The organism is Azoarcus sp. CIB (assembly GCF_001190925.1).
Lineage (GTDB): Bacteria > Pseudomonadota > Gammaproteobacteria > Burkholderiales > Rhodocyclaceae > Aromatoleum.
In genome coordinates, this window is sequence record NZ_CP011072.1 from 1553813 (window position 1) to 1574799 (window position 20987).

Annotated in this window: 23 protein-coding genes; 12 read left to right on the forward strand and 11 right to left on the reverse strand. The window is 62.8% G+C overall.

Going from position 1 to position 20987, the window contains the following annotated elements:
• Entirely contained in the window at positions 1-888 is an 888-nt protein-coding gene (locus AzCIB_RS24085; RefSeq protein WP_157058437.1) for a hypothetical protein, read from the forward strand.
• Between the two features lie 280 nt (positions 889-1168).
• Positions 1169-2680, forward strand: a complete 1512-nt coding sequence (locus AzCIB_RS06795) for an NYN domain-containing protein (protein WP_050415197.1) — start codon at positions 1169-1171, stop codon at positions 2678-2680.
• A gap of 157 nt (positions 2681-2837) precedes the next feature.
• On the opposite strand, the gene AzCIB_RS06800 is transcribed toward AzCIB_RS06795, so the two are convergent.
• The 5 genes from AzCIB_RS06800 to AzCIB_RS06820 all read right to left on the reverse strand — a co-directional run bounded on the left by AzCIB_RS06800 (position 2838) and on the right by AzCIB_RS06820 (position 7525).
• Positions 2838-3131: a hypothetical protein gene (locus AzCIB_RS06800; RefSeq protein WP_050415198.1), complete on the reverse strand. Its 294-nt coding sequence runs from the start codon at positions 3129-3131 to the stop codon at positions 2838-2840.
• Positions 3132-3298: 167 nt separating this feature from the next.
• Positions 3299-3550 carry a hypothetical protein gene (locus AzCIB_RS06805; protein ID WP_050415199.1) on the reverse strand — a complete coding sequence of 84 codons (252 nt, stop codon included), beginning with the start codon at positions 3548-3550 and terminating at the stop codon, positions 3299-3301.
• Between the two features lie 73 nt (positions 3551-3623).
• The gene (locus tag AzCIB_RS06810) at positions 3624-4628 is read right to left on the reverse strand and encodes a DUF932 domain-containing protein (protein WP_198149633.1); all 1005 of its coding nucleotides are present in this window, start codon (positions 4626-4628) and stop codon (positions 3624-3626) included.
• A gap of 55 nt (positions 4629-4683) precedes the next feature.
• A complete protein-coding gene (locus tag AzCIB_RS06815) occupies positions 4684-7068 on the reverse strand; it encodes a VIT and vWA domain-containing protein (RefSeq protein WP_050415201.1) in 2385 nt (794 codons plus the stop codon).
• Positions 7055-7525 carry a MerR family transcriptional regulator gene (locus AzCIB_RS06820; RefSeq protein ID WP_050415202.1) on the reverse strand — a complete coding sequence of 157 codons (471 nt, stop codon included), beginning with the start codon at positions 7523-7525 and terminating at the stop codon, positions 7055-7057. Before AzCIB_RS06820 ends, AzCIB_RS06815 begins: the two co-directional genes overlap by 14 nt.
• 235 nt (positions 7526-7760) lie before the next feature.
• Here AzCIB_RS06820 and AzCIB_RS06825 point away from each other — a divergent pair, with 235 nt between their 5' ends.
• The 5 genes from AzCIB_RS06825 to AzCIB_RS23655 all read left to right on the forward strand — a co-directional run bounded on the left by AzCIB_RS06825 (position 7761) and on the right by AzCIB_RS23655 (position 10879).
• A complete protein-coding gene (locus AzCIB_RS06825) occupies positions 7761-8711 on the forward strand; it encodes an endonuclease/exonuclease/phosphatase family protein (RefSeq protein WP_198149634.1) in 951 nt (316 codons plus the stop codon).
• 279 nt (positions 8712-8990) lie between these two features.
• Positions 8991-9305, forward strand: coding sequence for an NADAR family protein (locus AzCIB_RS24630; RefSeq protein ID WP_157058438.1), 315 nt, complete (start codon positions 8991-8993; stop codon positions 9303-9305).
• Between the two features lie 19 nt (positions 9306-9324).
• The gene (locus tag AzCIB_RS06830) at positions 9325-9855 is read left to right on the forward strand and encodes a hypothetical protein (protein ID WP_157058439.1); all 531 of its coding nucleotides are present in this window, start codon (positions 9325-9327) and stop codon (positions 9853-9855) included.
• Between the two features lie 53 nt (positions 9856-9908).
• A complete protein-coding gene (locus tag AzCIB_RS06835; protein WP_050415205.1) occupies positions 9909-10352 on the forward strand; it encodes a hypothetical protein in 444 nt (147 codons plus the stop codon).
• Positions 10353-10687: 335 nt separating this feature from the next.
• Complete coding sequence (locus AzCIB_RS23655; protein WP_083446899.1) at positions 10688-10879, forward strand: DnaJ domain-containing protein; 192 nt, start codon at positions 10688-10690, stop codon at positions 10877-10879.
• Here AzCIB_RS23655 and AzCIB_RS06840 read toward each other — a convergent pair.
• A complete protein-coding gene (locus tag AzCIB_RS06840; protein WP_050415206.1) occupies positions 10827-11507 on the reverse strand; it encodes a TY-Chap domain-containing protein in 681 nt (226 codons plus the stop codon). The genes AzCIB_RS23655 and AzCIB_RS06840 overlap by 53 nt on opposite strands.
• Before the next feature lie 132 nt (positions 11508-11639).
• Between AzCIB_RS06840 and AzCIB_RS06845 the strand changes: the two genes are divergently transcribed.
• The 4 genes from AzCIB_RS06845 to AzCIB_RS06860 all read left to right on the forward strand — a co-directional run bounded on the left by AzCIB_RS06845 (position 11640) and on the right by AzCIB_RS06860 (position 15517).
• On the forward strand, positions 11640-12533 hold the full coding sequence (locus AzCIB_RS06845) for a WYL domain-containing protein (RefSeq protein WP_232299378.1): 894 nt from the start codon (positions 11640-11642) through the stop codon (positions 12531-12533).
• Positions 12534-13278: 745 nt separating this feature from the next.
• On the forward strand, positions 13279-13560 hold the full coding sequence (locus tag AzCIB_RS06850) for a nucleotidyltransferase family protein (RefSeq protein ID WP_050415207.1): 282 nt from the start codon (positions 13279-13281) through the stop codon (positions 13558-13560).
• A complete protein-coding gene (locus tag AzCIB_RS06855) occupies positions 13557-14054 on the forward strand; it encodes a hypothetical protein (protein WP_050415208.1) in 498 nt (165 codons plus the stop codon). The genes AzCIB_RS06850 and AzCIB_RS06855 overlap by 4 nt, the downstream gene beginning before the upstream one ends.
• A 77-nt stretch (positions 14055-14131) precedes the next feature.
• Positions 14132-15517 (forward strand): ISL3 family transposase, encoded by a 1386-nt coding sequence (locus AzCIB_RS06860; RefSeq protein WP_050415209.1) that lies wholly within the window; start codon positions 14132-14134, stop codon positions 15515-15517.
• A 117-nt stretch (positions 15518-15634) separates the two neighbouring features.
• On the opposite strand, the gene AzCIB_RS24845 is transcribed toward AzCIB_RS06860, so the two are convergent.
• From AzCIB_RS24845 to AzCIB_RS06880, 5 genes are read right to left on the reverse strand one after another with little or no spacing between them, the layout of a single operon-like run.
• Positions 15635-15757: a hypothetical protein gene (locus AzCIB_RS24845; protein WP_286130915.1), complete on the reverse strand. Its 123-nt coding sequence runs from the start codon at positions 15755-15757 to the stop codon at positions 15635-15637.
• A gap of 22 nt (positions 15758-15779) precedes the next feature.
• On the reverse strand, positions 15780-16733 hold the full coding sequence (locus AzCIB_RS06865; RefSeq protein ID WP_050418263.1) for a metallophosphoesterase: 954 nt from the start codon (positions 16731-16733) through the stop codon (positions 15780-15782).
• Between the two features lie 44 nt (positions 16734-16777).
• Positions 16778-17041 (reverse strand): hypothetical protein, encoded by a 264-nt coding sequence (locus tag AzCIB_RS06870; RefSeq protein ID WP_157058440.1) that lies wholly within the window; start codon positions 17039-17041, stop codon positions 16778-16780.
• A gap of 43 nt (positions 17042-17084) precedes the next feature.
• Complete coding sequence (locus AzCIB_RS06875) at positions 17085-19340, reverse strand: AAA family ATPase (protein ID WP_050415211.1); 2256 nt, start codon at positions 19338-19340, stop codon at positions 17085-17087.
• Between the two features lie 2 nt (positions 19341-19342).
• Entirely contained in the window at positions 19343-19801 is a 459-nt protein-coding gene (locus AzCIB_RS06880; RefSeq protein WP_050415212.1) for a hypothetical protein, read from the reverse strand.
• A 95-nt stretch (positions 19802-19896) separates the two neighbouring features.
• On the opposite strand from AzCIB_RS06880, the gene AzCIB_RS06885 reads away from it, so the two are divergent.
• Positions 19897-20913 (forward strand): helix-turn-helix transcriptional regulator, encoded by a 1017-nt coding sequence (locus tag AzCIB_RS06885; RefSeq protein ID WP_050415213.1) that lies wholly within the window; start codon positions 19897-19899, stop codon positions 20911-20913.
• Positions 20914-20987: the final 74 nt, after the last annotated feature.

Here is a 20987-nt window from a genome sequence, read left to right on the forward strand (position 1 = left end):
ATGGCCATATATCTGCAGACCCGCAGCCGAACCACCGATTACGCTTTCTTGGGGGATGCACCGCAGGAGCGTTGGTGGACCGCGTTCGAGCGGCGAACGACGCTCGAACGACCGACCATTATCATCGAAGCTTTTGAAGGTCGGTTGCGCGGGTATTTCAGCGGTATCCAGTCACCTTCCAGGCGCGACCGTGTGGGTACCGTGATCCGCTACACAATAGTGGTGGAAGATGAACCTAAAACAATCCTTGCTTTGGCATGCGCTTGCCTGATGCCCGACGCCCTCGACAGTGCGATAGGACTCGGCAGGTTGCTGGATAACCAATTTGTCAGCGAGGATGAGGTCGATGACCTCCTGAAGGGCGGTGCGGTTGCAGGGGAACGGGTTTCTAGGCGCGTGGCGGAAGCGGTACAGTCCTTTCAAGCCCTTTCAGCGGGCGAGGCCGATGTGCAACAAGCGGGTCATTTGCACTGGTTCGGCTGTGTGGCGTCGGAGGCTGCCCGCCGGATCTTCATGGATAGGGTGAAACAATTATCCAGCCGGAATGTCAGTGGTCTTGCTGCCCGGTTGAACTTGGTCGGTACCGAGGAAGCCTGCGGGATGGGGAGCGGTTATCAGTCAATGGCGCTGCTCATTGAGTCGGATGGAAAAATTGAACGGCAAGGTCTCGTAGAACTGAACCCGCAAACCCCCGCGCCTTTGCCGCCTGCTGCCGCTGCAATCACGACGGCCAAGACGCAGCGTAGCGACTGGTCCTTTTCGGGCAGGAGTTGGGTGCTGGTGGTGGTACTAGTCGGACTCTCGGTGTTGGTCGCAGCGATCTTCGTGGGGCGCCCAACATCTACGCCTGCAGCAACATCATCTGCAGTGGGAAATTCTGCTCGTTGAAAGTATCCAGCGACACAGCGACGCCTTCCGAAATCATCAAGCCACCGATATTGGTTTGTCAAAGGGAAGACCTCCTTGTCCCGTCACGACTCCGGAAAGGTTTGCGCAAGCCCACATTGCTTTAGAACGAATGTGCCATGCAACAATCGGGCTGGCCATAGATTTCTTGTGATCTCCGACTCCGGTTCCATCTCCAGGCGTGAGCTAATTTTCGATTATCGCCGGCCCGGAAACATGCATTTTGATATTCTCGACAAATTCAGTTTGCAGGGAGCCGCCGTTGAAGAGCGCACTCTTCGTTGATTTCGACAATGTGTATTCCGGACTGCGCAAGCTCGACCCGGCGATGGCCGACAAGTTCGCGCAGAAGCCGCAGCGCTGGATGCAGTGGCTGGTGTCGTCCCTTGAGCTTCCCGAGCACGCGCCCGAAGACGCGCGGCGTCGCGTCCTGGTGCGGCGCTGCTATCTGAACCCGCAGGTCTATCAGCGGTTTCGCCCCTCGTTCAATCTCGCGGGCTTCGAGATCATCGACTGCCCGTCGCTCACGAGCGAGGGCAAGACGAGCACCGACATCCACATGGTGCTCGACATCATCGATCTGCTGCAGCACGAGGCGCACTATGATGAATTCATCGTGTTCTCGGCGGATGCGGACTTCACGCCGGTTCTGCGCAAGCTGCGTCGCTGGGATCGGCGCACCACCGTCCTTGCCATCGGATTCCCGTCGGCGGCCTACCGGGCATCCGCCGACCTCCTGATCGATCAGGATCTCTTTGTCCGCGACGCGCTGGGGTTCCGTGAAGAGGAAACCGCGGCGCCCGAGCCGGCCCCGAATGCCTCGCCTGCCCCTGCGACCGTGGACGTCGTGCGCGGCGCCCGCGTACTCATTCGGCGTAAGGTTAGCGAGTCCGCAGGTCCAGTGTCCCTTGCTCTGCTCGCGTCGACCATTCTCAAGGAAATCGGAGGCATCGACGCCACCACCTGGGCGGGCTTCGGGAGCTTTCGTCAGCTTGTCGATGAGTCGAGCTTCGCACCACTGGTCGTGAGTTGGGAGGGCGGGGGTGTCATCTTCGATCCGGCCCGTCATGCGACACCGGCGCCCGCGGCCAAGAAAGTGAAGATTGAGGACGAAATGAACGCCATCACTCGGCTCATCCGGGCGGAGGTGGATGCTGCTACGCAACCGGTCGCATGCGCGCGCATCGCCCAGCTCATCACGTCCACGTATGGCGCCATTGCCAAGGACTGGAACGGGCTGGGATCCTTCCGCAAGATGGTGGAAGACCTCAACCTTGCGCCAATCAAGGTCGATTGGGCGGGGGCCGGGGGGCGCATGTACGATCCGGCAAGGCATCGCCTGACGGCCTCCAATGGGACGAAGCCCAACGGTAGCGCTACGCCGGACTGGGGCAAGGATGCCGACCTGCTGCCGATCGCAACCCAGATTCACGATGTGACGAATGCGCCGCTATGGCCTCCGGCCGACTATCAAAACCTGTTTCGACTGGTTGCGGAGGACTTGGCAGATCAACCGTTCGATATCGCCGAGACGGGTAAGCGCGTGCGCGACAAGGTTCGGGCGCAAGGGCGCCCCATCAATCGCCAGAACGTGAACTGGATCCTGCAAGGGTTGTTGTTCCGTGGGCACGTGTTCGGAAAGGGCGAGGACGACTGGATGACGCTGGCGCGCAAATCCGCTGACAACATCAAGTCCTTGTGCTTGCGCGAGCAAATGGTGATCGACGGGTCCGTGGATGCTGCGATCCGGCGCTGGATCGGACGTGCGGAATGATTTGGCGGCGCCGGGCGCCAGCTCTCGCTCATGTCACGCGGGCGTCGATGGGCCGCGGTCGATAATTTGCGAGGCGCAGACCTCGCGCCGCAAAGCCTCGCCGTGGGGCGGGGCGCCTGCTCCGCGTGTGGCCAGGCGCCAACATGTGCAGCTGGGCCTAGTCCATCACGATGCGGTAGTCCTCGACTCGCCCCGTTTTTTTGGCGATCGTGATGGCGAGCCATTCCGAGTCAATTCCGACGGACATGCGCTCGGGCCCCAACCAATACACGAGGTCGTAATCCTTGAAGTAGCCATGATTGCCCGGGTCACCCAGCATCTCCGTCACCTGTGCCGTGGTCAGCCCCTTCAATGTCGCGTCTTGGAGGAATCCGTCCGCCATGAAGCGACGCGGGTACGGCTTGACGTGCTCCGCACCGTGCGACATCCAGATGTCGCGGTCGAACGGCATCGGCGAGGTTACCGACCACCGAGCTCCCCACATCAGGGCGAAGACCAGCCCGAGTATTCCTACGGCCCATGCCAGTCGGCGTTTCAGAGTTCGAAACCGAGTGCGAGACCCCAATTGGGTCGCTGGGCTAAAGGGCGCCGAAGGGCCCGGGCTCGGGGGTGGGTTCGTCATTCTTCCGCACGCAGCTTGAAGGTGCCGTCGGGTAACTCGATCACATCCCCGGAGGCGTCCAGGCAGCGCTGATCGTCCTTGTAGGTCGGGGCGTGCCGCAACAGGTTGAAGGATCTGCCCAAGACGTCCCTCAGCGCTTCGGCATCCGGCCCGACAATCTGGCATCGCGCTTCGCCGCGAGGGGGCGTCCGTGGTGCGCTGTGCTGTGCATCGGCGTGCTGCGGCCCCGGGTCTTCCTGCGTGCTCATCCGATTCTCCGATTGGCGATGCGGGTGGGGGCGGCGGTGGCTCGTCACGAAGCTGCCATTCACCGCCGCTCGATCACGCTGCGGCCGTGGTCGCCAGTTTCAGCGCCGAGGACTTCAAAGTGTCACCCGCACCGAACATCATGTGCGCGTAGCGGTCGCCCTTGATCGCCTGCGCGTGATCGACCCAGGCCGTGACCGAATTGAGCGCGCCCCACCAGGTGTGCGGTTCGGGTGCAATCTGCCTGGCCGGCAGGCCTTCCCGAAAGATCGTGCCCACCTGCGCGCGGGCCCGCTGCGCGGTGGCGAGACGCGTCTCGTAGGCGCGCAGCACGGCCGCATTGCGGATGGCGGTCGCGGGGCGCGATGGATCAGGGAGGAGGCTCGCGAGGAAATGATCGAAGGCGTCGCTGTCGCAGCGTCGTTTGCGCAGGCGATCGAAACGCTGCGCGGCTTCGTCGCACTGGCGGGTGACGAAGGCGAAGAAGCCTTTGGCCTCTTCCTCGAGCAGCGCGAGGCTGCCGTTGTGTGCGCGACGAAACACCTTCTGTCCGGCACGGCCGGATAGCGCCAGCGAGAGGGTGTTCTGGCACACGACGCGGATGGTGGTCAGCCGGATGTCGATGGCTTGGGAGCCGTCATGGCTGTTTGAGAACAGGAGGTAGGGCTCGATGACGTCCCGGCCCGCGAGCTCGATCGTGTGGGGAAGGCGCGCCAGCAGCCACACCACCTCGCCTTGGCGCAGGTACCCCCCCGTGTGATATGCCCGCTCGCCGCGCACGAGGAGTGAGTCGAAGAGCTGCGCCGCATCCCGATTCTGCAGCGGCCGAAACCCCGGATGCACGACCCCGATGACCCGTCCGGGAGATCCCGGGGCGCGATCCATGCGCACGACCGCCTTGCGATGGGCAATGGACGAGTCCGGTTCACCCGCCGGGACAATCGGCACGAGCTCAACGTCCCAGTCGAGCTCGCCGGCTTGCAGCGCGCCCTCGATGTCCGCCGGTGCGGGCAAGGCAGTACCGAGTCCGTGCCACGGGCGCTCGCCGTAGTAGAACATCCTGCCGATATCGTGTGCCATGGGCTGCCTCCCGGTGCGTGTGAATAGGCCTGCCTGTCGAGTGTGGAGAGATCCGCTATTCGATCGGCTCGGCAAGTGCCGTGTCGAGCTCGAAAATACACGCAGGCCACGTTTCGGCCTGCAGGTCCGCGAGCAGCGGCGCAAGCCGCGCCGCGCATTCGGTTTCGAGCAAGGCATCGGATGGGGCGGCCTGCTGCGACCGCGATGCGAGCCGTCGCGCGAGGGCTTTCAGATGCGCCAGCGTCCCCAGGGATTTCACCAGAGCGGCGTGGGTCTCCGGCAATGCGAGCAGCTTGAGGAAGGTCGCTACGACGGCGCGTTCGTCTGCCGCGGCGCCAACCGTCAATTCGAGCCAGTCGACGACCGCCGCCCCGAGCCCGATCTCGCGCAGATCCGCGTACGTCAGGGGCCATAGAGATTCCGGGTTGTCGCGCAGCCATTCGCTCAGGCCGAGTGGGGTAAGCCCGCTGTAGTGCTCGGACGTCGCCCAGTGACGCGGATCGGCATTGGCCGACGCGGCGCGGTCAATGCCGAAACGGTTGTGGCGCAGGAAGGCGGGGATGTCGTAAGCGTTGCCGCCGGCAGGCGCGACAGAACGTCGGGAGCTGCAGCGGATGACGGCAGGGACATCGTAGGCGCCGGGCGCCCTCGATTCGCAGACCATCGCCGCGCCGGACAATACGCTACCTACGCCGCCCCAGCCGGCGGGCAGCATCGACCGGACCTTGGCAAGCCGAGGCATGTCGAGCGGTTTGTCGGCCTCTGCCCGCTCATCGATCAGCAGGAAATTGGTGCGTGTCGTGACGAGCTGGTAGGCAACGGCCAGCCGCAGTGCCTCGGCTTGCGCTGCCGTTCGCCGATTCTTGGCCAAGGAGGCGACCCGCGCGGCGGCCGCCATGCGTGCTACGGCATCGCCGGCCAGCACCGGCCCGATCGTTGCCTCGCCAATCACTTCCCCCGGCGCATCCGGGCTCGGCCGCGCGATCAAGCGCACGATGCCCTCGGGCCTAGACGCGAACCCCGCGAATACGCTCACCGTATCGCCATCGAAAACGGACCCGGGTGGCGTAGAGGCCCATACCGGGGTGCTCCCGTCAGGCCATTGGACGTGGAGGTCCTCCAGGCGCGGCGAGCGCAAGCGCGCAAACATGCGCAGCATCGCCGGCTCCACCGCCTCGCCCGGGGCCACGAAATCGCAGGCGCCCCCGGTGACCTCGGCCAGGCGGCGCAGCAACCCTTCCGCGGGGCTGCTGCCTGCGCCCACCACGAACACGCGATGGCCGGAGGCTTGGGCACACGCCAGAGTGCGGTCGATCGCCTGGATCTCCCCATCGGTGATGAGCAGCACATCCAAGGGGACATCCTTCACTGCCGCGTGCGTAAGCTCGAAGGTCGACAACAGCGCCGCTTCCATTTCGGTGCCGCCGAGGTCGGCCGTCAGTCCGTCCGCCCAGCGCCGGGCGGCGAGCCGTGTGGCATCGGTGGTGCGCCACAGCCCACGGGAGCGATGCTCAACCGACGAGCCGAAGCGCGACAACGAGAAGTGGTCTCCCGCCTCGAACTTGCCGACGATAGCCCGCAGGGCGCGACGCGCGGCGTCGATGCTGTCGCCCGACATCGACCCCGAGCAATCGACCAGGATCTTGACCGCTACCGGGCGCCGCTGCGGAAGACGCGGACAGAAGCTCACCAGCGACGTCACACCGCCGGGCTCCACCGCATCCTCACCCGATACGGCGAGCGAGTCGTGCGCCAGCTCGCTCACGACGAGGATGAAGTCGCGGTCCAGGCGGCCGGCTCGCGCGAGGCCGATCTCGATGCCGTCGCCGCTCGGCCTGGTGCTGATCGGATGACTGGGGGACGCCACGCATGCACGGGCGAGGTCGCCCATGAGGCGCAGGCTGAGTTCGAAGGGGTACTCGACGGCCAGGTCGTGCTCGACGGCCTGGTGGGGGCGCAACCCGCCGTCGATTACCGGGTCGCCGAAGCGTGGGGCGATCACGGTCGGAATCAGCAGCCGCAGGCTGCGCTGTTCGAACGGCAAGACCTGCGCGTAGCGCAGGCGGACCGTGCAGCGCTCGCCGGGGGCAAGATTGCCGAGATTGAGGGTGAAGCTGCCGTCCGCGTTCTGTTCGAGGAGGATGGCCGTATTGCCCTCGGCGAGGGCGCCCTCGTAGTCGGCTTCAGCCTGCGCCTTCTCCACGACCACGCCTTCCAGCTGCCGCTCGCCCAGCTGCACCTGCACGCCGAGGAGAATGGCCGCCCAAGGCAGCGGGAAGGTGTAGACGACCTCCAGGTGCTCGTCGTGCGGATTGTGAAACTGCTGGATCACCGTCGCCTCGAACAGCGCACCGTCCAGCACGCCTTCGAGACGCACCCGCTCGAGCGTGAGCCTCTCGCCCGTCGATGTCGCCACGCGTGCCGCTTCAAGCGTCCTCATTGCTCTTTCCCCCCTCGTGTTCTTCTTCCGCGCCTGAGGCAGCATCGTGCAAGCCTGCATACGCCGCCATCACGCCCCTGACGAAGCGTCGTACCTCCTCGGGACTCAATCCGGCCTTTCCCGGGTCGATCACGACCTCAATCCCTTCCGCCACCGTCAGATGGCTGCACACCGAAACACTCCCCACCGTGCGCGTCCGTGGCGGAACCGGGGGTGCTTCGCCGTGCAGCAGTTCCCGAATCCGTTCCAGCGAAACCCCCGCCGCGCTCCATTTCCGGATGAGCAGCAGCTGTTCGAGGTGCTTCGCGCCGTACCGCGCCGCCCGCGTCTCGCCCTCGGGACGATCGACCAGACCGATCTGGACGTAGTAGCGCACCGTCCGGAGTGGAAGATCGGCGAGGACGCAGAGCTCGGACAGCGGGTAGCTCGCGGCGGTGGGGGAGGAGTCTGGTGTCATGATGCAATTGAAGCACGACGACTGACGCAATGCAAGTGTATGAAAACCTTCAACGTCGATCCCTTCAGTGTCGCAGCGCGGAGTCCGGCCTCAAGAGCGCGAACTGACCGGTCATCGGGGCTGGTGGATGAAGAAATTATCCGGGGCGGGTGGCGCATGGAATGAGCCTGTTTCCCTGAAGTCTTCGCCCAGATGCGACTTTCCTCTTCTCCGATTGCCGTACCATGCCGATTCCATGCGCACGCACTTGTCCATTCTTCGTCATGGCGGCCTGCAACGCCGCGCCAAAGCCCTCGCGGCCCTGTGCGTCGCGGGCCTGCTACTCCCGCTGGCTTCGGCCTTCGAGAATCATTTGCCCGGCGCGCTGGCGTGGGGGCTGGATCTGGCCGTGCACTGGCAGTGGTTTTTCCTCGCCGGGCTGGTGCTGGCGCTACCGATGCTGGCGTTTGCCCACCGGCGCTGGGTGATGGCGGCCGCCTTGGTACCGCTGCCGTGGCTCACTGCAACGCCGGCGGCTGTGCGGGGTGGCGAGGGCGTTGATGGGCTGGTCGTTGCGGCCGCGAACGTGCATCTCGATAATGAATCCCCCGAGCGGCTGGCGCGGTGGGTCGGGGAGACGAAACCCGAAGTGCTCGCGATTCTCGAGATCTCGGACACGTTCGCGCAGCGGTTGGGGCTCGATGACGCGTATCCGCATCGGGTCGTGCGCCCGCGCTGGGACCCGTTCGGCATTGCGCTGCTCTCGCGTCATCCGATTGTGCGCCACGCGGTGGTGGAGGAAGGCGGCGCCACGCCGCGGATCGAGGCGGTGGTCGACTGGAACGGTACCGAGGTCACCGTCGTCGCCTTCCATCCGATGCCGCCGATCAGTGCGGCCGATCATTTGCTGCGCAATCAGTTGTTGGCCGACATCACCGCGCGCTACGCCGACCGCCCGACGATCGTCATGGGCGACTTCAATGCAACGCCCTGGTCATCGGCGTTTGGGGCGCCACGGCGCCATGGTTTCATGCTCGCCGGGGGACTACAGGCAACGTGGCCGGCGCCGTTGCGGGGAGTCATCGGGCTGCCGATCGACCACGTGATGGTATCGCGCCACTGGTCCGTCATCGATCACGTGGTCGGCCCGGACCTGGGCTCGGATCACCTGCCGACTCTGGCCACCGTTTCGCCGCACCGCAAATAGCGCGGGGCTCATTCGCGCCTTCGCTGTCGCGCAGGCGGCGCCGAGCCTAGCCCACTGATGGGCTCTACGTGGCGAAAGGTCGATGTAGCGCCGATCTATACCGGCTACCGACCCCGCACAAATCGCTTGCCCAAGCTTTCCATACACACGTCACGCACGACATTCACGTCGTCTGTCGCGACATATTTTGTCGCAGTCGCCTATTTAATGACATTCATGCGGTGGTTATCCATCGCTCGGTTTTTCGGAAACCGTTCTTTGTCATTTCAGGGGGATGTCATGAACCAGAATCACGTGTCGTTTCTGAAGACGGATGATGAATTTGGTGGATTGTCGAACATGGCTGGCGGTTTTCCGTTGCTGGTGAACGGGGTCAGAGTTTTGACCAGTGAACACCTGTATCAGTCATTGAAGTTTTCGAATAACCCCGAGATTCAGAAAGCAGTGTTGAATCGCGCCCGCGAGAGTGGTCAGATATCGACCTTCTGCGTTAACCGAATTTCAGTAAGGCTTTGCGTTTACCGTCGCAATTTATCGAGTTCGCGTAAACATTGCCATTTTGAATTCAGCGGGCAAATATTATCGCGCGCTTAATCAGATGGGGGAAATAGCCGTGGATATTGAGAAGTTAATAAAATATATTCGCGATCCAAGAAGGACTGAAGACGATCTGCGGAAGCTAATGCACCGATTCGTGAAGGAACGCGACATAGATGCGGCGAAAGCGGTTGATCGGGAGCTGCGGGCTCGTTTCCCTCTTGGTGGCCGCGATGGTCGCGCCAAGCCCGTGATTGCAATGTTCAAGGGGGTTGAGCGAATATTCGAGAAATCAAAAGATGGCTATGTCTGGATGTTGGAGATGTTTTGCAGTCATCATTCTGAGATATTCACTGAGAAGGAGGGATGGAGGAGGGGCTTTGTTAGCGATAGTCGGGAAATTAAGTTCATCTCAGATCAAATAAGCGAGTTGTTTCCGAATTCGCCGGAACTGATGAAGAGGAAATGCAACTACGTGCGCCTGAGTAATGGCCTGTACGCGAGAACCCACATGGACAATGATCAAAAATTGAAGGTGTTGTGTAAGTTGGCTGTGGCTTGCAATATGACGATTTTGGAGGATTGGAGCTGGCAGAAGCTTGTCTGAGTTGCATTCAGTGGATTGATATCGGCGCGTCGGCAAGGTTGAGCGGAGGTAGTATGGATCGAGAGGATGGGAGTGAATTTGAGCGGTCAGCGGAGGAACTGAAGCGTGCGCTGAGCGACTGGGCACGACTGGCTCAGGCGGGCAATCTGCCAGGGCTGAAGGACTCGCTGCTTGCTCACTACGCCCGCATCCGGACAGTCGTCGAGCAGATCCCAAGTCATCGCGAACTGCGGCTTGCGGCCGAGGAGGTGCAGCGTACGCTCGATGCGCAAACTGAGCGGGCGAGGGCGCGGCTGGCACAAGCGGAGTCGGAGCTGCGTGACTTTGACGCGCGGAATCCGCTGTATGCGTACTTGCGCGAGTGTGAGCGATTCCACGAGACCTGGTGTGCGTCGATGGCGATCGGAAACCCATGCGGTGTGCCGTCGGCGCTCGGGCCAGACGTCTGGGCTATGCATGAACGTGTCGCGGTGCTGCAGAAGAAGCTGCCCGCGTAGTAGCTGAACGCGGAGAGCGTCCTGCCCTTCGTGCCCTGCTGCGTCGCGAGGCCACGGTCTGCGCATCGATCTCAGCGCCCGGAGCCGGGATCCCGTATTCCTGCGAGACACAGTCGTCGGGCGCGATCGGCGGATCGATGACGATTTCGGGGATTGACGGGCGTCCAGCCGCCACGGTCCCGCGCGTATTCATTGTCACCTGTGGCCGTCTTCGTGCCGTCTGCAGGCGTCACCTCTCTGTGCTCCTTCGTTTCGTCGGTCGTCCGGCTCCCTTGCAGGCCGTATAATCAACTTGGCTATGATAATTTACCGTTAATTGCTGGGAACGTCGGGCGATGTCGCGAATCAGGACCCATTACGACAACTTGAAGGTCGCGCGCGACGCGCCCATCGAAGTGATCAAAGCGGCATACCCCTCACTCAGCCAAAAATACCATCCGGACCGCAATCCAGATGACCCCAATGCCGGACGCGTCATGCTGCTGCCCACAGGCGCGCGTAGGGCGGATTGCCGACCAACCGGATGAAGGTGGTGGTGGCGTCGAAACTGATACCGACATCACCGTCCTCGTCGAAGTCGAGGGTATCTACGCCGGTGATTTCGCGCACGAGCCCGAGTACGCGCTTGGCGATTTTCTGCCGGTCATACTTCTCCGCCGGTGACACGTGTTGCAGCCCTAGTTCCGGGAAGGTCAGTCCATTGTCGTCATAGTCAAAGGCGTCGTACGTGAGAAAACCCGGGTACGGGATGCCGAGGACCTCCACGAGCGCACCCACTGCTTGCTCCGCGATACGCAGGGCGTCGATCGGGGCGTCGTACTGAATAAAGAAGTTCGAGGAGCCATCCGGATCCTGTTCGGGAGTGGATTCCTCTGGCGTTCCGGTAGGGGGCAACCACCCCGCTTCCGTCAGTTGTGCCATCTGCCCGTCAGAGAAGCGATCGGGGCGGGGCAAGTAGGCATTGCTGCTGATCTCGGCGCGCATGCCAAACGCGCCCTGGGCTGCAAACTGAATGTAGCGTTTGGAATTCTTGTCGGAAATGATCAGAAATTGATCTTCTTCCATGCCCGAAAGAACACTCGCCAGCCGCTCGGTGAACCCCGGCCAGTCGCTCGAGATTCTTGCGCTTTTCGCGTGTAGTTCGACGTTGCTCATCTGCGCCTCCTGTTTCGGTAGTTACCACAGGGATCGATACAACATCATCGTTTTGATGATGTAAATTTATATAATCAAAGTGATGATGTCAAGATGATCTTTTTGATATTATTGGTATGGAGGTGAACCAAATTGACGATCGAGACCAGTCTTGCTGCACTGAATCAGGCCCAACGTGAGCGGCTCGCCTTCATCGAGTTCCGTCTCTGGTTCCTTGGAGACGTAAGGCGCCCCGACCTCATTGATCGCTTTGGCATCGCGCCAGCCGTGGCGACGCGGGATCTGAGTGCATACCGGGAGTTGGCACCGGGCAACATCGCGTTCGATGGGAGCCGCAAGGTCTATGTCCCGACGGCCGCTTTCAAGCCCGTGTTCGAGCATGACCCGGACCGCGTGCTCTCCGGGTTGTCGCGTGGGTTTGGTGAGGGGATCGGTCGGGCATCTGAAGGCTTCCTGCCATGCGAGTTTCCGCTACGCCTCAACCGCCCGCCGCTTGACGTGCTGGCGGTCGTGACCCGGGCGATTCACCGGCAATGCGCAGTGCGTCTGGTGTACCACTCACTGAACAAGGGGCCGAGCACCCGCGAGATCGTGCCCTTCGCGCTGGTCGATAGCGGACTTCGCTGGCATGCGCGGGTATTTGATCGCGTGTCGAATGAATTTCGCGACATGGTGATTACGCGCATGGAGGCCGCGACGCTCCTGGCGGAGAGTAGTGCAGCGCCACATGAATGTCCCGACCACGACATTCAATGGACGCGGATTGTCCCGCTCACCCTCGTTCCACATCCGCGGCAGGCAAGACCGGAAATCGTTGCTCGGGACTTCGGCATCCTTAATGGCGGAGCTTTGACCATCAACGTGCGGGCTGCCATCGCGGGCTATGTGTTACAGCAGTGGAGCGTTGACTGCAGCACTGATCATGCCCTCGATCCGAAGCAGTATCGACTGTCGCTCAAGGACGCACTCGTGCTCTATGGCGTGGACAACGCTGTGATTGCGCCGGGCTATCGAGCTCCGGCCTAGCTAGATCCTCACGTTTAGTTGAGCGGCGGGCACCACCCTGGCCGTCCCGCCTCAGTGTGCAGATGGTGCGGCCGACAAGAATTCACCACCGAGCGGAACGGGCTGTGATCGGATTTCCACTTCGATGCGACATTCCTCTCGGGGTTGGTGGACTTCGTGCATACCACCGCCATGTCGTCCGCGCAGAACCAATCGGGCTCACCGGATTTCGGTGTGTTTGGCCCGCCAGTTATGAGCTGGTGACATACCATCAATAATAGGACGTTATTGTGTTTTTCTGTGGGTGTGCTATAAAACGTCATATAGGATAGTAGTGTGTTCGGTGGAGGCGTAAATGACACTTGGAACAAGTCTCCCAAGGAAGTGGCGCAAGGAAGCGCAGGAGGGCCCGTTAGGGACCCCCTGATCAATCGATGTTCTGAGCACGCTCACCCAAGCCAGCCATTTTCGCCGACTCCGATGATCGATTTCTTCGCTTCCACCGCTCCTTTTCGAGGCCTTTCGGGCCCCGAGCACCCGTTTGCGGGCACAGCGGGCGGATTTCGCCCATCAACTCATCAAGGCTCGCCTCGCGAGGTAAAGGGTGAATGTCCGGCGCGGACCGTGGGAAGCGTGGCACCATCGTTGATGGGCGCGTGCTGGCAACCGGTGCGAGTCTGCGCGACGCCATCCATGCGACGATTCAAGCAGTCTGGCACTGAGCGATGCCTGTCAGGCAATATCGCCATAGGACAATGGAGGCATTATGCGAATTTCTGATGACGCAGCGAAACAAGCGGTAAGCCTTATCTCTGCCCAATTTGGGGATAGCGCCAAAATATGGCTGTTTGGCTCTCGGGCAGATGACCAGCAACGCGGTGGTGATGTCGATATTTTTGTCGAAGCGGAGCCGGTGGATGTGATGCGTAAAATCAAGTGCAAATCGGCCCTGATGGACCTTTTCGACTTGAAGGTTGATTTGGTTGTTGGGGTTGGCGACAAGCCAATTCACCGAATCGCCAAGGCAAGGGGAGTTCGACTTAAATGAGTGAGAATCTCAACATACTTCACAAAAAGCTTGACCATCTCAGTCGAATGCGCAGTGATGTCCAGCATTCGCTTGGGAAACTATCCGGACCGCTGACCACAATCAAGCAGGCTGGCGTTGCGGCGCTAACGCCCGATGAGCGTGAAACACTTTCTGCCTTTACTACCCGTTTTGCAACCTACCAGGAGCATATGGGTAAAACAATGAAGAGCATCGCCATCGAGGAAGAAAGCGCAACCAGCCCATTCGGAACCATCTTGGCCCTGATGGAGAAGTTGGGCATTCTGGATAGCCAGGAAAGATGGAGTGACATCAGAGGTCTTCGCAATTCTGTGAATCACGAATACGAGGATGATGCGGACGAACTGCATCAAATTCTCAGTAATATGGCGGACAGTGCTCCGTGGCTGATTTTGGTGCATGAAAAGTTGGACACTTTTGTAAAGAACACCTATCCAGCTATTTCGGTACCGCGCGGGCACAAGCCCCGCTGATGCAACTCAAGAGCCTCTTAGGAGGCTCTTTTCATTCCGCGCTGTAGGATTATGGTTTCGCGTTTCCAAAATTCACCATGCTGCCCCTCGACTTGCCAGGTATTGCAGTGACCAATACCGAGTCCGACGGCCACCTATTTGCCATCCACGCCGGCTGTGAAGGGCGCCCGACGGCCTGCGTCACCTGCGGTAGCAAGAACTTCATCGGCCACGGCCAGCGCGCCCAAGAGGTCATGGACTTACCCCATCACGGCAAGCTCACCTGCATCCACCTGCTGCGCAAGCGCTACCGCTGCAAGGACTGCTCCGACACATTCTTCCATCCGCTGGACTGGCTGGACGACGACCACCACGCCACCCAGCGCTTCGTCGACCGCATCGCCAGTCTGGCGCTGGAACGCTCGTTCTCCGACCTGGCGCGGGAGTACGGCATCAACGAAAAGACCGTCCGCAACATCTTCTACGGCCGGTACAGGGACACCATAGACACAGCCCGCTTCGAGTCGCCAGCCTACCTGGGCATTGATGAAGTGAATATCGCAGGCAGCGCACGCGGCGTCATCACCAACCTGTCCGAGAACGTCGCCATCGAGTTTCTACCCAAATGCACCAACGACGTGATGCGGGCCTACTTCGAGAAGATGCCCGGCAGGGAGAACGTCAAAGCCGTCGCCATGGATTGCACCAAGCGCTACAAGAACATGGTCCATGAGTTCTTCCCCAAAGCCAAGGTCGTGGCCGACAAGTTCCACATCACTCGCATGGCCGACCTAGCGGTTGATGGCATCAGGAAGGGCGTTCGCGCCGGCATCGAGTCGCGGCGCATGCAACTACGCCTGAAGAAGGACAAGTTCGTTCTGAATACTCGCGCCAGCAACCTCACCGACTGGCAGAAAGACCGTCTGGCGTCCTGGCGGGCCGACTTCCCGGATATTGCTATTGCGTATGACCTAAAGGAAGAGTTCTACCGTATCTACGATGCCGCCAACCGGCGCGAAGCCAAGATGCGCTTCGACACCTGGTGCTCACGCATTCCGCCAACCATGTGGAAGCACTGGCAGCCCATCCTGGTCACCTTCGACAATTGGGGCAACGAAATCTATGCCTTCTTCGATGTCCTAGAAGAAGCCTGCAAGCGCTTGACCAACGCTTACACCGAATGCCAGAACGGGCTGACGCGGGCTATTGACCGCATCGGTCGGGGATACAGCTTCGATGCCGTGCGCGTGAAACTGCTGTTGGCGCCCAAGAAGCAAGGTATGGTGACCAGCTATCGCAGTGTCCGACGCAAGAAGAACGAACCGCAAGGCCCGGCGCTGGCTGAGTTCATGTTAGCCAAGAGCTGCGACATGGACGACGGGTACGAGACAGTCAAGGTGCCGGAGCGTCGGCAGGTGACTTGGGGTGTGGACATCGCCAAGTTGGCGGACTGGCTGGAAGAAGACCTGACCGGACAGCTTTGACTGCCAAATGTTGGCTAAGTACCCACACTAAAATCCGGGGACGCACACACCGGAATCCGAGGTGAAACACACGGACGGGTGGCGGTCAGAAAATCGTAGTTTCAGAGTCGAAACGCACTACTCTCCGAAGAGCCACCAGTCGTTCGGTTCCGGATCAGGAATCACCTGGTGATGGGCGCATTCGAGGCAGTTGGAGACTAGTCCGGCGGACGTCATCTGCGTCTGCTTCTTCTTGTTCATGGCAAATCTCCTCGCGCGACAGTCAGCCCGACGCGCTCTCGACATGGAGGAAGGCGTGATCGGACAGCTGGGCTTCCCCGTTCCAGCGGTACGCCACGAGCTTTCCCCGCTTCGCGACGCTGAAGTCCACGCAGGCCGCTGCAGGACTCTGGATCGCGGGGTCGCCTTGCATCCAGTAATGGCCGAAGAACACCGGCTTCGCGCAGGGATAGCGGTAACGCGCCGCCGGCGGAAGCGGGAGGGTGGGAAGTGTCACCCGCAGGTGCTCCTCGATGACCGCCGCGGTGCGGAAGTGCGTTGCGTCATGATCCCACCAGCGCACGCGGACTTCCCGGCGCGGGTGGCCCTCCTTGTCGGGGAAGGAGAATTCCTCGGGGAGCGGCGCTTCGAGGCCTTTCAGACATGTCTCGACCGCATGAAAAAGCGTCTCGGCCGCGCCTTCCTCGGGCCGGGTAGCAGCCTCATTGAGCAGATCAACGCCGAGACGATTTCCGGGGCGCAGCCGAGCGCCGAAGCGCGCCATATAGTCCGTGTGCCAGCATGCATGCACGATGTTGATGCCGTCGAGCTCCAGCCAGAGCGGCCGGTTCAGAAACCAGTCGAGGAGCTCCCGGTGGAGCGCCGGTTTTCCGTCGACGGCGGCGAGAAAGGCTTTGTGCTGGTTGCGATTCTTCTCGCTGTGCGCGCGCAGCGGGCGCCCGTGGTCGTCGTGCGTTCCCCAGGCGATGGCGTTGAACTCATGGTTGCCCATGACCGCCTGGGCGTGGCCGGCATCGACCATGCGCCGCACGATGTCGACCGTCTCGAGCTGCTTTGGTCCGCGGTCGATCAGATCGCCGAGGAAGATTGCTCGGCGCTCGGGATGGCGCCAGGCACCGGCGTGCATGCGATAGTCGAGTTTGTGCAGCAGCGCCTCGAGCTGCTCGGCGTGCCCATGCACGTCGCCGATGATGTCGTAGCCGGTGTTTTCGGTCATGCGATCGTCCTTGTTCTGTTTGGGGGCGTATCGGCTCAAGGCCGCTACGCCCGAATTTCCGCGTAACTGCGCTGCAGGGCGTCCTCCGACAGTGCGTCCTCGAAGAACGCCTCCACCAGCACGTGGCGGAAGGCCTCGAAGGACTCGAGGTGCGCGGGATCCCGCGCGAGTGTCGCGGCAATCCGGTCGTACTCGTCCTCCATGCCCTCGCAGACGTTGCAGCACGTGTTCGCGGGGTCATGCCGGTAGAGGATCTCGCTGATGTGGCGGTCGGCCATCGCATGCTCTTCCACGTAGGGTCTATTCATATCACATGTATAGGGGGTGCAGGAGGGAAGGGGCGCCATCGCATCAATGCACGGCATCGGCGTGTGTCCGATGGCGCAGTTCCTGCGCGAGCTGCGTCGCGAACGCCTGGGGCGGGAGCGTTTCACCCAGGAGCGACTGCTGGCGCACGACATTGGCGAAGTCACCCGCGGTGAGGCCGTCGAGGCGCGCCACGCGGGTGCGCAGCTCCTCGGCCAGCGGCGCGTGCGCATCGCCGAAGACTTCGCGCGCGAAGAGCGCGAAGCGCTGTTCGAGGCGCAGCGGGCGGAAGGCGAGCTTGAAGTCGAAGCGGCGCAGCGCGGCGGGGTCGATCTCCGTCATCAGGTTGGTGGTGGCGATGAAGATGCCGGGGAAGTCTTCCATCTGCTGCAGCAGTTCATTCACCTCGCACACTTCCCAGCTGCGCTCGGCGTGGCGGCGGTTACGCAGGAAGCTGTCGACTTCGTCGAAGAGCAGCACGCAGCGTTCGGGGTCGATGCTACTGAAGGCCTCCGCGATGTTTCGCTCGGTCTCGCCGACATACTTGCTCTTGAGATCGGAGGCGCGCTGCGTGACGAGTTCGAGGTCGAGCGCATTTGCGATGAGGTGCGCGAACTCGGTCTTGCCGGTGCCGGAGGGGCCGTACAGGCACAGCGATCCGCGCGGGCGCCGGTCGAGCGCGGCGAGGAGCTGCGCCGGGGCCACGCCGCCGGCGACGTTGAGGAAGGCGATGTCGACGGTGAGGGGGCCGGTGCGCCGGTGCGGCATGGCGCTGCCGTGGAGGAGGCGCCGCTGCGCGCCGATGACGTCGCTGACGCGCGTCGCGGCATGGTCCGGATCGGCGACCAGTTCGAGCACGCGCCGCGCCGCGTCGAACTGGGCGGGCATCAGCTTGTTATCGGCCGCGAGGGTGTCGAGGAACTCGTCAGGCAGGCCGAAGCCGCCCAGTTGCGCATCCACGATGCGCCGGCGCACCGCGCGCGGCGGCACATGCACGGCCACCGGCAGCAGGAAGCGGCGCAGGAAGGCGGGGTCCATGCTGTGCGCGTCGTTGGTGAGCCACAGCGAGGGCACGGGATTGTCTTCCAGGGTGCGGTTGATGAAGCCCTTTTCGCGCCCCGTGGGCCGTTCGCCTCCGAGGAGCAGGCCGAGCGCGCCCAGCCCCTCGTTCGAGAACACGTCTTCGACCTCATCGAATACGACCAGCGCGTCGCGTCGTGCACCGAGGAGGCGCTGTGCGAGGAGGTAGGCCGAGATGCGGCCGCGCCGTCCGAGGCCGTCGCCATCCTCGTCCGCGCTGCGCACGCGAAAGCCGCACAACCCCGCGGCGGCGCACACTGCGGTGGCGAACTCGGTCTTGCCGGCGCCGGCCGGTCCGTAGAGGAGCCCATTCACGCCAGCGCCGCCGCGGGCAGCTGCCGCACCCAGGGTGGTGACGAGCCGGGCCGCGTCGCGTGCGAGGTGCGGGAAATCCTCGATCGTCCACTTCGCCGCAGGCAACGGCTCGACCAGGAGCTCGCGCAGCTCGGCCTCCGTCGCCGGGGCTTCGGCCACGATGCGGCGGAAGAAGTCGCTGCTGTGGAGGTAGTCCTCCAGGTCGCAGGTGCCGCGATCTTCCTCGACGAGGTCGATGCGGTGCAGGGTGCCACGCAGCGACAGGGCACGATGCACCTCGTGGGTGTCGAGGCCGGTGGCAATCGCGAGCCACTGGCGGTTGCGCCGCAGCCCGCCGGCCTTGCTCACGCGCATGAAGTTGCGCAGCGCCGAGTTCTCGTCGCGTACCCACACATATTCGAGCAGCGTCCGCTCGACCCGGGGCAGGTTGAGCACCTGTTCGAGGATGCCGATCACGAGCAGCGACCGCCCCGCGTGGTCGAGCGCCTCAAGGGCGTCGAGGCGGGCGAGCGCCGCGGCGGCGAACTCCTCCATCCAGTCGAGAAAGAGCGTGCGTTGGGCAGGGTTGAGGCGCACGAATTCGGTCTCGCCGGGTCCCGCATCGAGGTCGCAGTCATCCAGGTCGCCAAGAAAATCGTCCTCGCCGTCGGCCACCGCGCGGCGCAGCCGCTGCTTGCGGCCCTTGCCGATGAGCGGGCTGACGAGGTGCCACAGGTTCGTGACTACGGCGCTGTCGTTCATGCGCAGCGGCAGGGTCGGCTCGCCGCGCCACAGGTTGAGCACGTAGCGCGCGGCCAGGCGCGCCGCCGGCGACATGACCGGGGCGGGGTCGAACCAGCCGTCGAGGTCGGCGGCGTGCAAGGCAGTGCGCGCATGGCGACGTGCGGGGGTGAGGTGGGTCGTCATGGTCAGGCCTCCGTTTGCGTGTCGTCCGACCACGGCTGGAAGCGGCGGCCATCGACGTGGAAGGTCAGGAAATCGCCGCGCGCCTCGCCCTTGTCGATGAAGAACCCCAGCACGAGGTCGAGCGGCTCGCGGTAGTAGGGCGAACCGGGATTCTCCGAGGGGTCGAGGATGGGCTCGGCGAGCACCTCGACGACGATGGCAGGGTGGTCGTAATGCGGCCAGCGGCGATTGCGCAGCCCCGGCTTCCAGCGCACGGCCATCCCAGGGGTGAAGCGGCAGGGGCGGCCGAGGGCCTCGAAGCGCGCCTTGAGGGTCGCCAGCATGTCGTCCTCGATGTCGGCGCAAAACTCGGCGTGCCCCGCGTCCGAGGCATCGAGACTGTTGCAGCCGATGCGTTCGAGGAGATCGCGCGAGGAAAGCGGCTTGCGGTCGGACGGGCGGCGTGGGGAAGGGTTGGACATGACGGGCTCCGGTGACTTGACAGTGCCATTGCAGCAGGGCGACGCGACACGTTTTGTCGTATGCTGCCGGCTTCGTCATTCCCGGAGTGCATGCAATGGCCGTTGCCTACGAGACGCGCATCAAGCGCCTGAAGGCGATCGAGAACCTGCTCCCCGTCGAGGGCGAGCAGGATACCGGGCTCGCGGCGCAGATCCTGCTGCAGCGCCTGCCTGATCTTTACGAAGGAAGCGACGGCGCCCGTGTGCGTGCGGTCCAGCGCGACCTCAAGGATCTGCTGGCGGAGGGGCGCATCGTGGTGCGCAACCCCAGGGCCAAGCCGCTGACGTATTTCCGGCGGGGGACCCCAGGCGACGACGATTACCTCGATGATGCGGCGTGGTCGTACGTCGTCACCAACGTCGAGAAGGCGCTCGAGGAGGTGATGCCGGAAAGGCGGCTCGAGTCGGCGCTGCGTCGGCTGCAGAATGCCGAACTCGGGGTGAAGCTCTCGAGCAAGCGCTTCCGCATCGTTCCCGACACCTTGCGCCTGTTGCCCGCGGACTTCGAACTCGCGACCCTGGCCAAGGTGTTGCGCGCGGTCGTGGAGGAGCGGACGTTGAAACTCGCTTATCGCGACAGCGAGGGGAAGAAAACCGAGTGTGTCGTGCATCCACAGGCGGCGTTGCAGCGCGGGCCGCGCTTCTATTTCTTCGCGCTGAAGAATGACGAGGCCGAGCCGGTGCGCATGTATGCGTTGCACCGCGTGATCCGGGCCGAGGTCAGCAGCGACCCCGCGCGGATCGCGCCCGGGTTTGACCTCGATGCGGCGATCTACCGGGGACAGGCCGACTTCGGCAACGGCAGGATGATCAGGCTCGAGGCGCAGGTGCGCGGCTATGTCGCCGACCTGGTGCAGGAGTGCGCGATGGGGCGGGACCAGCAGGCGGTCCCCGAGCCCGAGGGCAGCGACTTCGACATCCGCCTGACGGTGACCTTGCCGTCCACGGGGCAACTCTATCGCTGGCTGCTCGGTTGCGGTGCGAACATCAAGGTGCTGGCGCCCGTGGAGCTGCGTCAGGCGATCGTGGGGCAGGTGGCGAAGGTGGCGGCGATGTATCAGGCAGCGGCGTAAGCGGCCCGATTCGCCGCGATTTCAACACGACAGAACCTGTCGGTTCGTGCGGGCACACTGCGGACAATTCCTGA

What these genes read in the sequence shown, in the direction of transcription:
- AzCIB_RS24085 (WP_157058437.1), top strand. Translation starts at nt 1, where the DNA reads ATGGCCATATATCTGCAGACCCGCAGCCGAACCACCGATTACGCTTTC.
- AzCIB_RS06800 (WP_050415198.1), bottom strand. Translation starts at nt 3,131, where the DNA reads ATGCCGTTCGACCGCGACATCTGGATGTCGCACGGTGCGGAGCACGTC.
- AzCIB_RS06805 (WP_050415199.1), bottom strand. Translation starts at nt 3,550, where the DNA reads ATGAGCACGCAGGAAGACCCGGGGCCGCAGCACGCCGATGCACAGCAC.
- AzCIB_RS06810 (WP_198149633.1), bottom strand. Translation starts at nt 4,628, where the DNA reads ATGGCACACGATATCGGCAGGATGTTCTACTACGGCGAGCGCCCGTGG.
- AzCIB_RS06815 (WP_050415201.1), bottom strand. Translation starts at nt 7,068, where the DNA reads ATGAGGACGCTTGAAGCGGCACGCGTGGCGACATCGACGGGCGAGAGG.
- AzCIB_RS06820 (WP_050415202.1), bottom strand. Translation starts at nt 7,525, where the DNA reads ATGACACCAGACTCCTCCCCCACCGCCGCGAGCTACCCGCTGTCCGAG.
- AzCIB_RS06825 (WP_198149634.1), top strand. Translation starts at nt 7,761, where the DNA reads ATGCGCACGCACTTGTCCATTCTTCGTCATGGCGGCCTGCAACGCCGC.
- AzCIB_RS24630 (WP_157058438.1), top strand. Translation starts at nt 8,991, where the DNA reads ATGAACCAGAATCACGTGTCGTTTCTGAAGACGGATGATGAATTTGGT.
- AzCIB_RS06835 (WP_050415205.1), top strand. Translation starts at nt 9,909, where the DNA reads ATGGATCGAGAGGATGGGAGTGAATTTGAGCGGTCAGCGGAGGAACTG.
- AzCIB_RS23655 (WP_083446899.1), top strand. Translation starts at nt 10,688, where the DNA reads ATGTCGCGAATCAGGACCCATTACGACAACTTGAAGGTCGCGCGCGAC.
- AzCIB_RS06840 (WP_050415206.1), bottom strand. Translation starts at nt 11,507, where the DNA reads ATGAGCAACGTCGAACTACACGCGAAAAGCGCAAGAATCTCGAGCGAC.
- AzCIB_RS06850 (WP_050415207.1), top strand. Translation starts at nt 13,279, where the DNA reads ATGCGAATTTCTGATGACGCAGCGAAACAAGCGGTAAGCCTTATCTCT.
- AzCIB_RS06855 (WP_050415208.1), top strand. Translation starts at nt 13,557, where the DNA reads ATGAGTGAGAATCTCAACATACTTCACAAAAAGCTTGACCATCTCAGT.
- AzCIB_RS06860 (WP_050415209.1), top strand. Translation starts at nt 14,132, where the DNA reads ATGCTGCCCCTCGACTTGCCAGGTATTGCAGTGACCAATACCGAGTCC.
- AzCIB_RS24845 (WP_286130915.1), bottom strand. Translation starts at nt 15,757, where the DNA reads ATGAACAAGAAGAAGCAGACGCAGATGACGTCCGCCGGACTAGTCTCC.
- AzCIB_RS06865 (WP_050418263.1), bottom strand. Translation starts at nt 16,733, where the DNA reads ATGACCGAAAACACCGGCTACGACATCATCGGCGACGTGCATGGGCAC.
- AzCIB_RS06870 (WP_157058440.1), bottom strand. Translation starts at nt 17,041, where the DNA reads ATGAATAGACCCTACGTGGAAGAGCATGCGATGGCCGACCGCCACATC.
- AzCIB_RS06875 (WP_050415211.1), bottom strand. Translation starts at nt 19,340, where the DNA reads ATGACGACCCACCTCACCCCCGCACGTCGCCATGCGCGCACTGCCTTG.
- AzCIB_RS06880 (WP_050415212.1), bottom strand. Translation starts at nt 19,801, where the DNA reads ATGTCCAACCCTTCCCCACGCCGCCCGTCCGACCGCAAGCCGCTTTCC.
- AzCIB_RS06885 (WP_050415213.1), top strand. Translation starts at nt 19,897, where the DNA reads ATGGCCGTTGCCTACGAGACGCGCATCAAGCGCCTGAAGGCGATCGAG.